The sequence below is a fragment of the Streptomyces sp. NPDC088554 genome (assembly GCF_044752945.1).
GTDB lineage: Bacteria > Actinomycetota > Actinomycetes > Streptomycetales > Streptomycetaceae > Streptomyces.
Genome location: NZ_JBIVMF010000001.1, coordinates 136685 through 150522, shown reverse-complemented (window position 1 = coordinate 150522; position 13838 = coordinate 136685). Strand labels below are relative to the sequence as shown.

The 13838-nt window shown below is 71.2% G+C and carries 9 protein-coding genes; 7 read left to right on the top strand and 2 right to left on the bottom strand.

What is annotated here, in order from left to right:
• The first annotated feature begins 67 nt into the window (after positions 1-67).
• The 5 genes from ACIP8W_RS00690 (at position 68) to ACIP8W_RS00670 (ending at position 6443) form a co-directional block, all read left to right on the top strand.
• Positions 68-1882 (top strand): ABC transporter ATP-binding protein, encoded by a 1815-nt coding sequence (locus tag ACIP8W_RS00690; protein WP_401946273.1) that lies wholly within the window; start codon positions 68-70, stop codon positions 1880-1882.
• Positions 1879-3771 carry an ABC transporter ATP-binding protein gene (locus tag ACIP8W_RS00685; RefSeq protein WP_402201500.1) on the top strand — a complete coding sequence of 631 codons (1893 nt, stop codon included), beginning with the start codon at positions 1879-1881 and terminating at the stop codon, positions 3769-3771. The genes ACIP8W_RS00690 and ACIP8W_RS00685 overlap by 4 nt, the downstream gene beginning before the upstream one ends.
• A 186-nt stretch (positions 3772-3957) precedes the next feature.
• Positions 3958-4830: an oxaloacetate decarboxylase gene (locus ACIP8W_RS00680; RefSeq protein WP_401946277.1), complete on the top strand. Its 873-nt coding sequence runs from the start codon at positions 3958-3960 to the stop codon at positions 4828-4830.
• 16 nt (positions 4831-4846) lie between these two features.
• The gene (locus ACIP8W_RS00675; RefSeq protein ID WP_402201498.1) at positions 4847-5419 is read left to right on the top strand and encodes a hypothetical protein; all 573 of its coding nucleotides are present in this window, start codon (positions 4847-4849) and stop codon (positions 5417-5419) included.
• Position 5420: 1 nt separating this feature from the next.
• Positions 5421-6443, top strand: a complete 1023-nt coding sequence (locus ACIP8W_RS00670) for a bile acid:sodium symporter family protein (RefSeq protein ID WP_401946282.1) — start codon at positions 5421-5423, stop codon at positions 6441-6443.
• A gap of 13 nt (positions 6444-6456) precedes the next feature.
• On the opposite strand, the gene ACIP8W_RS00665 is transcribed toward ACIP8W_RS00670, so the two are convergent.
• Entirely contained in the window at positions 6457-7200 is a 744-nt protein-coding gene (locus ACIP8W_RS00665; protein ID WP_401946285.1) for an SDR family NAD(P)-dependent oxidoreductase, read from the bottom strand.
• A gap of 427 nt (positions 7201-7627) precedes the next feature.
• On the opposite strand from ACIP8W_RS00665, the gene ACIP8W_RS00660 reads away from it, so the two are divergent.
• A complete protein-coding gene (locus ACIP8W_RS00660; RefSeq protein WP_401946287.1) occupies positions 7628-9652 on the top strand; it encodes a M4 family metallopeptidase in 2025 nt (674 codons plus the stop codon).
• A 366-nt stretch (positions 9653-10018) separates the two neighbouring features.
• On the top strand, positions 10019-10861 hold the full coding sequence (locus tag ACIP8W_RS00655; RefSeq protein WP_402201496.1) for a hypothetical protein: 843 nt from the start codon (positions 10019-10021) through the stop codon (positions 10859-10861).
• Here ACIP8W_RS00655 and glgP read toward each other — a convergent pair.
• Entirely contained in the window at positions 10747-13350 is a 2604-nt protein-coding gene (gene glgP / locus ACIP8W_RS00650; RefSeq protein ID WP_402201494.1) for an alpha-glucan family phosphorylase, read from the bottom strand. The genes ACIP8W_RS00655 and glgP overlap by 115 nt on opposite strands.
• Positions 13351-13838: the final 488 nt, after the last annotated feature.

Here is a 13838-nt window from a genome sequence, read left to right as displayed (position 1 = left end):
CGGCCGGCCGCGCACCGAGAGGAAATCCACATGAGCGATGTCAGTGGTGGACCGTAGGCTCCCCCCGATGCCAGAAACACATGCAGTTGCCAAGGACCGGTCGGCCGTACGTTCACTGCTGAGGCTGTGGCCGTACGTACGACCGGTGCGCGCGCGTCTCCTCACGGCGGCGGTCGTCGCGATCGTGGCGTCCTGCCTCGGTCTGGTGATGCCGCTTGTCCTGAAGTGGGTGGTGGACGGGCCGGTCACCGACCGGGACCCGGGCGGTGTCTGGCTGGGGGCGCTGGTCCTGCTGGTGCTCGGGGTGGCGGAGGCGGTGCTGTTCGGGGTGCGGCGCTGGCTGGTGGCCCGGCCGCTGGCCTCGGTGGAGGCGGCGATGCGGGCCGGTCTCTACCGACATCTGCAACGGCTGCCGATCGCCTTCCACGACCGGTGGCCCTCGGGGCAGCTGCTGTCGCGCGGGACGACGGATCTGATGCTGGTGCGGCTGTTCCTGGCGTTCCCGCTGACCTTCCTGCTGGTCAACTCGGTGACGATCCTGGTCGGCTTCGTCATCCTGCTGATCCAGGACTGGTCGCTGGGGCTGGTGCTGCTGCTGCCGGTCGTGCCGCTGGTGATCTTCTGTTCGCTCTTCGAGACGAAGTACTCCCTGGTGGCGCGGCAGGCCCAGGACCAGGTCGGTGATCTGACGACGGTGGTCGAGGAGGGTGTGCTCGGTATCCGGATCATCAAGGGGTTCGGCCGGCACCGCAGCCAGTCCCTCGCCTTCCGGGCGATGACCGAGCGGCTGCGCGGCACGGAGCTGCGCAAGGCGCGGCTGCTGGCGGGCATCTGGGCGCTGATCACGGCCGTTCCGGAGCTGGCCATCGGCGTGGCGCTGGTGCTGGGCACGATCCAGGTCGCGGACGGCGGGCTCTCGGCGGGCACGCTGGTCGCGTTCCTGTCGACGGCGCTGACGCTGCGGTGGCCGGTGGAGTCGATCGGGTTCCTGCTGGCGATCAGTCAGGAGACCGCGACGGCGACGGAGCGGTTCTTCGAGGTGATGGACGTGCCGCGGGAGACGGAGACCGCGCGGGAGACGGTCCCCGCCGGGCCCCGGAGACCGGACGGGCTGCGCTTCGAGGGCGTCTCGTTCCGCTACCCGGCGGATCCGGGGACCGGTGCGGACAGCGGCGCCGGGGGCTCCGTACCCGTACTGGCGGGGATCGATCTGCACATCGGGCCGGGCGAGACCATGGCCCTGGTCGGTGCCACCGGGTCGGGCAAGACCACACTGACCGCGCTGGTGCCCCGGCTGCACGAGGTGACCTCGGGGCGGATCACGCTGGACGGCGAGGACATCGCCCTGATGGAGCGGCGGCGCCTGCGCGAGCTGGTGTCGGTGGCCTTCGAGGAGCCGACGCTGTTCTCCACGAGCATCGGGGAGAACGTGCTGATGGGCGCGGCGGACGCCGACGAGGACGCGCTGCGGCGGGCGCTGGACGTGGCCCAGGCGGGGTTCGTCGGGGAGCTGCCCGAGGGGACCGGGACCGAGGTCGGCGAGCAGGGGCACAGCCTCTCCGGCGGCCAGCGCCAGCGGCTCGCGCTCGCCAGGGCGGTGGTCGGACGGCCGCGCTTCCTGGTACTGGACGATCCGCTGTCGGCGCTGGACGTGCATACGGAAGCGCTGGTGGAGGCGGCGCTGCGGCAGGTCCTCCGGGAGACGACCGCGCTGGTGGTGGCGCACCGCCCGTCGACCGTGCTGCTCGCCGACCGGGTGGCGCTGCTGTCGCGGGGCCGTATCGCGGCGGTGGGCACGCATCAGGAGCTGCTGCGGAGCAACGAGGAGTACGCGTGGCTGATGTCCGGGGCCGCTGAGGGGAACGGGGCGAGCAAGCGATGACGACATCGACCACCACCACCGGGAAGACCCCCGAGGAGACGCCCGGGGCGGCGCGCGAGGAGATATCCGGGGCGGCGCCCCCGGCCGGATCCGCCGCCGGGGACCCGTTCACCCGGGACGACCTGCCCGCTCCCCCGGGCGCGACCGGGACCCTGCTGCGGTCGCTGCTCGGGGCCATGCGCGTACGGCTGGCGGTGACCGCGCTGCTCCTGCTGCTCCAGCAGGCGGCGGCCCAGGCCGGGCCGCTGTTCGTGGCGTACGCCATCGACCGCGGCGTGCCCGCCTTCCGGGACGGTGACACCGGGCCGCTGTACGCGATCGGCGCGGGGTATCTGCTCTGCGCGGTGGGCTCCGGCGTCTTCCAGTACGTCTTCGTCCGGGCCGCCGCCCGGATCAGCCAGGACGTCCTGCTCGACCTGCGCGGCCGGATCTTCCGCCATGCCCAGGCGCTGAGCGTGGACTTCCACGAGCGGTACACCTCGGGGCGGCTGATCTCCCGGTCGACCACCGATGTGGAGTCCCTGCGCGAGCTGCTGGGCGAGGGGCTCCAGGAGCTGATCGGCGTGGTGCTGGCGTTCGTCTGCATCGGGGGGATGCTGCTCTATCTGGACACCGGGATCGGTGGTCTCGCGGTGCTCTCGTTCGTCCCGCTGTATCTGCTGGTACGGCTCTACCAGCGGCGGGCGGCCACGGTCTTCGGCCGGCGGTCCACGGCCATCGCCGCCGTCATCGTGAAGTTCGCGGAGACGATGAACGGCATCAGGCCGGTGCGGGCGTTCCGGCGCGAGCGGGCCAATGACGCGGAGTTCCACACGCTCAACGCCCGGCACGAGCGCACCAACGGCGACGCGCTGCTGGAGATGGCCCGCTATGTGGCCGGCTCCCGGCTGGTCGCCAACGCGGCCATCGCCGCCATGGTGCTCTGGGGCGCCTACCGGGTGGCGGACGGCACGCTGGCGCTCGGGGTGCTGGCCGCGGCGGCGCTGTATCTGCGGCGGCTGTACGAGCCGATCGACCGGATGGGGATGTTCCTCAACTCGTACCAGTCGGCGGTGGCCTCGCTGAAGAAGATCGCCGGTCTGCTGGCCCAGACGCCGTCCGTACCGGAGCCTGCGGAGCCCCGGCCGCTGCCCGCGCGCTCCGGCGAACTCCCCGGCCGCGAGGCCCACTTCGAGGGCGCGAGTTTCTCGTACCGTACGGGCGGTGAGGTGCTCCCCCGCTTCGACCTGCGGATACCGGCCGGGCAGACGGTCGCCGTGGTCGGCTCGACGGGGGCGGGCAAGTCCACGCTGGCCAAGCTGCTGGCCCGGTTCTACGACCCGTCGGCGGGGCGGGTCCTGCTCGACGGGGTCGACCTGCGCGAGCTGGACACCCCCGAGCTGCGGCGCGGTGTGGTGATGGTGACGCAGGAGGCGTTCCTGTTCTCCGGGACAGTCGCGGAGAACATCGCCATCGGCCGCCCCGACGCCTCCCGTACCGATATCGAGCGCGCGGCCAAGGCCATCGGCGCGCACGACTTCATCAGCGGTCTGCCCGAGGGGTACGACACGGACGTACGCAAACGGGGCGGTCGCATCTCGGCGGGCCAGCGGCAACTGGTCGCCTTCGCCCGCGCGTTGCTGGCCGATCCGGCCATCCTGATCCTCGACGAGGCCACCAGCTCGCTGGACGTCCCCGGCGAGCGCGCCGTGCAGCGCGCGATGGACACGGTCCTGCGCGGCCGTACGGCGGTGGTGATCGCCCACCGGCTCTCCACCGTCGAGATCGCGGACCGGGTCCTGGTGATGGAGCACGGCCGGATCGTCGAGGACGGCGCCCCGGCCGAGCTGATCGCCGGTACGGGCCGCTTCGCGGGTTTGCACCGCGCGTGGCGGGACAGTCTGGCCTGACAGCGGCTCGCGCGCTCCCGGCGTACGCCGCATTCCACATTCATTCATTTCGGTTAATTAATTGCGCAAGTAGCGCATCTATACACGAATTTTACTAGATCGAGAAAAGATCCGGTGTGTCGCATTACGCGTCCTTGGTTCTCTGAGAATCTCTTCCCCGTCATCACCATGAATTGAGGGAGAGCCATGCGCTACGGCACCGCCTTGCGCGAAGCGGTCGAATCGCCTCGCACAACGCCACTCATCGGGATTTACGACATGTACTCGGCCTCCATCGCGGCCCAGCACTACAACGGATTCTTTGTCTCCGGATTCGGATTCGCCGCTTCCCATTACGGACTTCCCGACATCGGCTACATCGCCTGGCCCGACATGGTCGCCTTCGCCGAGCGGCTGCGGCTGGCCTTCCCCGAGCACCACATGCTCGTGGACATCGACGACGGCTATGTCGACCCCGAGGTCGCGTGCCATGTCGTCCAGCGGCTGGAGCGGATCGGCGCCTCCGGGGTGATCCTGGAGGACCAGAAGCGCCCCCGCCGGTGCGGGCACGCGGACGGGAAGGTGATCCTGCCGCTGGAGGAGTATCTGGAGAAGCTCGACCTGGTGCTCAGCAGCCGGGACGATCTGCTGGTGGTGGCCCGTACGGACGCCACGGAGGAGGCGGAGATCATCCGTCGGGCGCAGGCGCTGGCGGAGACCGACGCGGATGTGATCCTGGTCGACGGGGTGCGGAGCGTGGAGTGGATCCGCAGAATCCGCGCGGTGGTCGGTGACAAGCCCCTGCTGTTCAACCAGATCGCGGGCGGAAAGTCACCGAGGCTCTCCCTCACGGAACTCACCGAGCTGGGGGTCGATGTCGCCATCTACAGCACCCCCTGCCTTTTTGCCGCGCACGGTGCGATCGACGGCGCGCTGATCGATCTGAAAATGTCGGACGGGCGCCTTCCGGACACCCGGGAAACCGGTTCCATCGGGGTGAAGGGTTCCACGGAACTGCTGGAGAAGAACATCAGCAGACACCACCAGCGCGACCGGCGTTCGATTTCGGTCTCCGTCTGACGGCGGGCGTTGTTCCATGTCGACGAACCCCTTTCGGGCCGGCACCGGCCGGCACCGGAATTCGCCCAGCGGGCCCCGCTCGCTGCGGGCGTCCACGGCGGGCATGGCCATCGCCGCCACCGCGGGAATTCTCTGCGGTGGCGGGGGCGGCGCCGTCGCCCAGGCCGACGAGTGGGACTCGCCGGTGGGCGCCCAGGACCGTCCGCCCGCCCAGCCCGCGGCGCTCATCTCCGGACGGAACGTCGGTCTGCTGGTGATCGACAACTCCTACGCGGACTCCTGGCTGGAGATCGACCGCACGCTCAACATGCTGTTCCGCGCCAAGGGCACGGCGGGCAGCGACCACGACGGGGGCGGCGGCGCCATCGACGTACAGGCGGGGGACGGCTCGGGCACGGCGCTCGCACCCGCACCCGCACCCGCTTCCGCGCCCGCACCCGCACCCGCGCCCGCACCCGCGCCTGTGCCTGTGCCTGTGCCTTCGACGGCGCCCGCGCCCGCTCCTGCTCCCACTGCGGCCCCGGAGCCCGCCGGGAGCTGGATTCCGCTGATCGGCCACCCCCCGTGGCAGGGCGAGAACGGTGAATGACGTGACGCCACCACCCCGATCCTGGCCGGACCGGCTGAGGAGGGCGGTCGACCCCTACGTCGCCGCCCTCCTCGCCACCGTCGTGCTCGCGGCCCTGCTGCCCGCGAGCGGGCGGGCGGCCGAGGCCATCGGCGGCGCCGCCGATCTCGCCATCGGTCTGCTCTTCTTCCTGTACGGCGCCCGGCTCTCCACCCGCCAGGCGGTGGACGGTCTGCGGCAGTGGAAGCTCCATCTGGTGGTGGGGGCGAGCACGTTCGCCCTCTTTCCGCTGCTGGGGCTGGCCGCGAGCGGGCTCGTCCCGTTCGCGCTCACCGAGGGGCTCTGCACCGGGCTGCTCTTTCTCTGTGTCGTCCCCTCCACCGTCCAGTCGTCGATCGCGCTGACCTCCACCGCCCGGGGCAATGTCCCGGCGGCCATCTGCGCGGGCACGTACTCCAGCCTGTTCGGGATGGCCGCCACCCCGCTGCTCGCCGCGTGGCTGATCGGCTCCACGGCGCAGTTCTCGGCGCGGGGAGCGATGGCCGTCGCCGTGGAGCTGCTCCTGCCGTTCCTGGCGGGGCAGTTGCTGCGGCGGTGGGTCGCGGGCTTCGTCGGGCGGCACAAGCGGGCGATCGGGCTGCTGGACCGGGGGGCGATCCTGCTGGTCGTCTATACGGCGTTCAGCAGGGGCGTGTCTGAGGGCATCTGGCAGCAGGTCACCCCGGTACGGCTGGCCGCGCTGGTGTGTCTGTGCGGGGCGCTGCTCGCGGTGGTGCTCGGGGTGACCTCGTTCGCCGCGCGGCGGCTCGGGTTCGGCCGACAGGACCGTATCGCCATCGTCTTCTGCGGCTCGAACAAGAGCCTGGCCACGGGGCTGCCCATGGCGGCGGTGCTGTTCGGCGCCTCGGCCGGGCCGGTGATCCTCCCCCTGATGCTCTATCACCAGATCCAGCTGATGGTGTGCGCGGTCATCGCGGGCCGCTGGTCGCGCGATGACCGTACGGAGACGGTTCCCGCGACCGTCGAGGTGGCGGCGGTCCGTTAGACGCGGCGGTCCGTCAGCCCAGGCCGCCCGTCGCCCGGATGTTCTGGCCGGTGACCCAGCGGCCGTCCGGGCCGACCAGGAAGCCCACCACATCGGCCACGTCGGACGGCCGGCCGAGCCGGCGCAGCGGGGTCAGGCCGACGACCATCTCCAGCACCTCGGGCGAGTTGGCCGCCCGGAGCAGTTCCGTGTCCGTCGCTCCGGGGGACACCGTGTTGACGGTGATGCCGCGCGGGCCCAACTCGTGCGCCACCACGGCCGTCAGCTGCTCGATCACCCCCTTGCTGGCCGCGTAGGGCACAATGCCCGCTGTCGGGCGGACGGTGTTGAGGCTGGAGATATTGACGATGCTGCCGCCCTCGCGCATGTGCCGGGCGGCGTAACGCGTGGTCAGGAAGACCGACTTGGCGCTGACGGTCATGATCTCGTCGAACCGTTCCTCGCTGGTCTCGGCGAGCGGGACCGCGCTGAAGTTCAGTGTGGCGTTGTTGACCAGGATGCCCAGCTCCCCGAAGTGTTCCTCGGCGTCCTCCATCAGCCGCTCCGCCGCCCCCGGTTCCGCCAGGTCGAGCCGGATGGCCCGGGCGGTGCCGCCCGCCTCCTCGACCGTACGGACGACGTCGTCCGCCGCTTCCGTACTCCGCGCGTAGTTGAACACCACCCGCGCGCCGTCCCGGGCGAGGCGCTCCACGATCGCCCGGCCGATCCCCCGTGAGCCTCCGGTGACAACGGCCGTTCTGCCCTTCAGTACCGACACTGCGCCCTCCTGGGTCCATGAGGGGTCCACTCGCCCCCCGCACCCTAAGCGCTGCGAGGGGTACGCGGACAGGGGGCGTACCAGGGAGTCGGAACGCGCCAACAGCCGCGAGCGAAGAGGAGGTTGGATTGCCTCGCTTCTCAACTGGTGCTCCACAGAAGGACTGTTGCCCCCGAAGACCCGCGTACTCAGCGAATTCGGGTCGCGGCGAAGCCGGTACGGCACCGCCATGGCGGCCCGTGAAACGTTCGCTTAATGAACACGCAATTTCGGGCAGCGAACCATTTCCGGCCAATATTTTGACGCGGTCCTGACAGGAACCCCTCCCTGCTGCCACTCTTCCCCCGTTCTCCGCACCACCCAGCTCCGCGTTGCCTCGTTCGAGCCGCTCACCGAGTCGTCCGCCCCCTCAGCAGAAGGAGTCCGTGTGAGACCCACGCCCAGCCGTCGCGCCAGCGCGACCGGTGCCCTGATCGCCGCCGCCGCCCTGCTCGCCGTCGCCGTACAGCCCGCCACCGCGCAGCCGGGCAGCGCGCCCGCCGCGCCGGTCGCGGGGAAGGCCGACCCCGGCGCGCTGCCGAAGGCGCTCTCCCCCGCCCAGCGCGCCGCGCTGCTGCGCGAGGCCGACGCCACCAAGGCGGAGACCGCCGAGGACCTCGGCCTCGGCGCACAGGAGAAGCTCGTCGTACGCGATGTCGTCCAGGACGTGGACGGCACCACGCACACCCGGTACGAGCGCACCTATCAGGGGCTCCCCGTCCTCGGCGGGGACCTGGTCGTCGCCACGTCGAAGGCGGGCACCACGCAGACGGTCAGCAAGGCCTCCCGGGCCGAGCTGAAGAACGTCGCCACCACGGCGAAGGTCGCGCCGGCCACCGCCGAGCGGCAGGCGCTGAGCGCCGCCGCCGCGGAGGGCTCGAAGAAGACCGGGGCCGACAGCGCGCGCAAGGTCGTGTGGATGGCCTCGGGCACCCCGGTCCTCGCGTACGAGACCGTCGTCGGCGGCCTCCAGCACGACGGCACGCCGAACGAGCTGCACGTCGTCACCGACGCGGCCGACGGCAAGAAGCTGTACGAGTGGCAGGCCGTCCACAACGGGGTGGGCAACACCCAGTACAGCGGCCAGGTCACCCTGGGCTCCACCCAGTCGGGGACGTCGTACAACCTCACCGACGGCGGACGCGGCAACCACCGTACGTACAACCTGAACCGCGGCACCTCGGGCACCGGCACGCTCTTCTCCAACACCACCAACACCTTCGGCAACGGCCTGCCGGCCAACCTGGAGACCGCGGGCGCCGACGCCGCCTACGGGGCCGGGCTCACCTGGGACTACTACAAGAACGTGCACGGCCGCACCGGGATCCGCGGTGACGGGGTCGGCGCGTACTCCCGCGTCCACTACGGCAACGCGTACGTCAACGCCTTCTGGCAGGACTCCTGCTTCTGCATGACGTACGGCGACGGCTCGGGCAACACCCGCCCGCTGACCTCGATCGACGTGGCCGCGCACGAGATGACCCACGGGCTCACCTCGGTCACCGCCAAGCTGAACTACAGCGGTGAGTCCGGCGGTCTCAACGAGGCCACCTCCGACATCTTCGCCGCCGCCGTCGAGTTCTCCGCCAACAACCCCGACGACCCGGGCGACTACCTGGTCGGCGAGAAGATAAACATCAATGGCAACGGCACCCCGCTGCGCTACATGGACCAGCCGAGCAAGGACGGCTCGTCCCGTGACTACTGGTCCTCGTCCCTCGGCAGTGTGGATGTCCACTACTCCTCGGGCCCGGCGAACCACTGGTTCTACCTGATCTCCGAGGGCAGCGGCGCCAAGACCATCAACGGCGTCTCGTACAACTCCCCGACCTTCGACGGGCTTCCGGTGACCGGCATCGGCCGCGAGAAGGCCGAGCAGATCTGGTTCAAGGCGCTGACCACGAAGTTCACCTCGACGACGAACTACGTGGCCGCCCGGTCCGGCACCCTCGCGGTCACCGCCGACCTGTACGGCGCGACCAGCGACGAGTACACCGCCGTGGCCAACGCCTGGGCCGCCATCAACGTGGGCACCCGCGGCGGTGGCGGCGGTGGCGGTGGCACCGGTCAGGCCTTCGAGTCGACCACGGTCGTCGCCATCCCGGACAACGGCCCGGCGGTCACCTCCTCGCTCGCGGTCACGGGTGTCACGGGCAACGCGCCCGACGCCCTCCAGGTGGATGTCAACATCACCCACAGCTACCGCGGCGACCTGGTCATCGACCTGGTCGGACCGAGCGGCACCTCGTACCGGCTGAAGGACTCCAGCGGTGGCGACTCGGTGGACAACGTCATCGAGACGTACTACGTGAACACCTCCGCCGAAACCGCCAACGGGACCTGGCAGTTGAAGGTCCAGGATGTCGCCTCGGCGGACACCGGCCGGCTCAACAGCTTCAAGCTCACCTTCTGAATTCCGTACGAGACATGATCCGTACGAGACGTGATGTACGAGACGTGATCCGTACGAACCCCTGATCCGTACACGGATACACAAGTGACACCGGCCGCCCGGAGTGTGTTCCCACACTCCGGGCGGCTCCGTGTCATGCGCGGGGGTCGGCGGCGCGGACGAGCGGGTGTGTGGTGCTGTGCGGCGCCAACACGGACGTACGGTCGCCTGCCGAGCCGGACGGAACCGGACGGCAGGTGACCCCAGCGGTTTTGCCGGACCGGCAAGGAACTTTGCCGGCTGTCCCGGCGCGGGCGGAGTATCTCCGGCAGGAGGTACACGCCATGAGCGAACGAACAGAAACACATCGGGGAACGCCATGATGTCGTGGTCATCGGCGGTGGGGCCGCGGGGCTGAGCGACGAGGTGACCCTCTTCCCGTACACCGGACCCGAGCCGTACGCCGAGCAGCACGAGCAGCACGAGCAGCCGATGGCCCGCCATATCGCGGTGGTGAGCGGTGAAGTGACGGGGCTCCAGGTGACGGACGACCGGCTGACCTGTGTGGTCCTGGCGGACGGCCGGGGCGTCCCCGGCGAGGCGCTGGTGGTCACCCCGCGCTTCACCACCCGCGCCGGGTTCCTCGAAGGGCTGGGCCTCGAAACCGTCGACCAGGCGCGGTCCGGGCAGGTCATCGGCGGCCGGGTCCCCGCCGGCCCGACCGGGGCGACGGAGGTCCCCGGGGTGTGGGTGGCGGGCAATGTCACCGATCTCACCGGCCAGGTGATGGCCTCCGCCGCCGGCGGCGTACTCGCCGGGGCGGCGATCAACGCCGATCCGACCGCCGAGGAGACCCGCCGGGCCGTCGACGCGCGCAGAACCGCCGACGCCCGCCGCGCGGCCCGGCACGCGGAGGCCCAGCGCACGGACACCCAGCGTACGGACACCCAGCACACGGAGCCGTACGCGGACCAGCACACGGACCCGCACGCGGACACCCAGCGTACGGACGCCCGGCACACGGACCCGCACGCGGACACCCAGCACACGGACCCGCACGCGGACCACCACGCGGACCACCACCGCGTTCCCCGGTGGTGGCCACCCGCGCGTGCTCAGCGCATCAGCACCCCCGCGCCCTCCCCCGTGGCCTCCGTGGGCAGCGCCACCAGCCCCAGCTCCGCGCCGGTCGCCAGCAGCGGATGGGCGGGCAGGACCCGGACCGTGTAGCCGTACGGTCCGGTGCGGTCCAGGGCGAGCGGGCCCTCGTACACCCAGCGGCCCTCCAGGTCGGGGCCGCCGGTGGGTTTGAGCGGGCAGGTCCGGGCGTCGGCGATCGCGTCGTCGGCGCCGACCCGGCCCGCGACGGCCTGGACCTCCACCTCGTCCGGGCGGAGTTCGCCGAGGGCGACGCGCACCCGCAGCGAGAGGGTGGACCCCAGCTCGGCGCTGCCGCCCGCGCCGCTCACGGCGACCGCCTCGACATGGTCGACGGAGACATACGGCCACCGGGTGCGCGTACGGTACTTCCAGCCGGCCAGCTCCGTCGCCGTGTCCGCGTCGAGCGCGCGGTGGGCGCCCGCGGCGGGTGCGTACAGCCGCTCCACGTACGCGCGCACCATCCGGTCCGCGAGGACCTTCGGCCCCAGCGCGGTCAGCGTGCGGCGGACCATCCCGATCCAGCGGTCGGGCAGCGCGCTGTTCTCCCCCCGCTCGTAGAACCGGGGCGCGACGCGGTCTTCGAGCAGTTCGTAGAGGGCGCCCGCCTCCAGCTCGTCGCGGCGGTCCTCGTCGGCGGCGGAGCCGTCGGCCGTCGGGATGGCCCAGCCGAAGTCCGGCTCGAACCACTCGTCCCACCAGCCGTCCAGCACCGACAGGTTGAGACAGCCGTTGAGCGCGGCCTTCATCCCGCTGGTGCCGCACGCCTCCAGCGGGCGCAGGGGGTTGTTCAGCCAGACGTCGCAGCCCGGGTAGAGCTTCTGCGCCATGCCCATCCCGTAGTCGGGCAGGAAGACGATGCGGTGGCGCACCCGGGGGTCGTCGGCGAACCGCACCAGCTCCCGCACCAGCCGTTTCCCGCCGTCGTCGGCCGGGTGCGCCTTGCCCGCGACGACGATCTGGACCGGCCGCTCGGGGTGGAGCAGCAGATTCGTCAGCCGCCCGCGGTCGCGGAGCATCAGGGTGAGGCGCTTGTACGAGGGGACGCGCCGGGCGAAGCCGATGGTGAGGACGTCCGGGTCGAGGACGCCGTCGATCCAGCCCAGTTCGGCGGCCTCGGCGCCGCGCAGCCGCCAGGACGCGTGGAGCCGGGTGCGTACCTCGGTGACGAGCTGTTCGCGCAGGGTGCGGCGGACGTCCCAGAGGGCGGCGTCGGGGGTCTCCTCGACCGGGCCGAGCCGGGTGACCTCGGGCGCGGTCCAGGTCGGGGCGTGCACCCCGTTGGTGATGGAGGTGATGGGCACCTCCTCGGGGTCGAATCCCGGCCAGAGTCCGGCGAACATCCCGCGGCTGACGGCGCCGTGCAGGGTGGAGACGCCGTTGGCGCGCTGGGCCAGGCGCAGCCCCATCACGGCCATGTTGAAGAGGTGCGGTTCGCCGCCGGGGTAGCTCTCCAGGCCGAGGCCGAGGACACGTTCGGCGGCGACTCCGGGCAGTTCGCCGTCGTCGCCGAAGTGGCGGGCGACCAGGTCGCGGTCGAAGCGGTCGATCCCGGCGGGGACGGGGGTGTGGGTGGTGAAGACCGTACCGGCGCGGACCGCTTCGAGCGCGGCCTCGAAGCCGAGCCCCTCGCTCTCGCCGTCGCCCGCGACCCGTTCGCGGATGCGCTCCAGCCCCAGGAAGCCGGCGTGGCCCTCGTTGGTGTGGAAGACCTCGGGCGCGGGGTGTCCGGTGAGCCGGCAGTACGTACGGACGGCCCGGACCCCGCCGATGCCGAGCAGCATCTCCTGGAGGAGCCGGTGCTCGCTGCCGCCGCCGTAGAGCCGGTCGGTGACCTCGCGCTCGCCCGGTCCGTTCTCCTCGACGTCGGAGTCGAGCAGCAGCAGTGGGACGCGTCCCACCCGGGCCTGCCAGACGCGGGCGCGCAGCGAGCGGTGGCCGGGCAGGGCGAGGACGACCTGGGCGGTGGTGCCGTCGGCTTCGCGCAGCGGGGTCAGCGGCAGCTCGTCGGGGTCGAGTACGGGGTACTGCTCCTGCTGCCAGCCGTCGCGCGACAGGGACTGGCGGAAGTAGCCGTGGCGGTAGAGCAGCCCGACGCCGATGAGCGGTACGCCGAGGTCGCTGGCGGCCTTGAGGTGGTCGCCGGCGAGGATGCCGAGGCCGCCGGAGTACTGCGGCAGGGCGGCGGTGACCCCGAACTCCGGCGAGAAGTAGCCGATGGCGGCGGGCAGCCGGGCGCCCCCGCCGTCGCGTTCCCGCGCGTCGTGCCGCTGGTACCAGCGGTCGCCGCGCAGATAGGTGTCGAGGTCGGCGGCGGCCCCGGCCAGCCGGTCGAGGAAGGGGCGGTCCCCGGCCAGTTCGGCGAGGCGCGCGGCGGGGACGGCGCCGAGCAGCCGTACGGGGTCGGCGCCCGATCCCCGCCAGCCCGCGGGGTCGACGGCTTCGAAGAGTTCACGGGTCTCGGTATGCCAGGACCAGCGCAGATTGCGGGCGAGGTCGCCGAGTGGTCGGAGGGGTTCGGGCAGGACGGGGCGGACGGTGAACCGACGGATTGCCTTCACGTGTTCCACCTTCGCAGGGGGCATACGAGTCGGAGGGACCAACACCACGCCGTGTGTCCCGGCGTCCGTTCGACGGTAGCCCCACAGCGCGCTCCGCGAACACGGCGCACACGCGCACTCACCCGCACTCGTCCGTGCGTCGACGCGTGGTTCCGCGCCCTGTCGTAGTGACTGCGTATGTGTTGCGGTACGTGTCCGCACCCGGGGAGTGGTTCTCCGTACGCCCCGGTAGTTAACAGAACGTCGGATTGCCCACCCGAACGGAGTGGGAAGGCTCCTGCGGTACGCACGGCCCGGCCCGGCACGTACTTACCGCACACGAGCGCGTCTCCACACGATTCCAGCGCTATTCGAGTGAACGCGGACAGGAGCGGCCATGCTCGCAGCCTCCCAGTCGTCCATCGAGCAGTTACAAAGAGCTGCCAAACCCGGTAAACCACCAGATATCCACAGATCCCCCACCGAACCCGTTCCACCTGCCCTGCCTG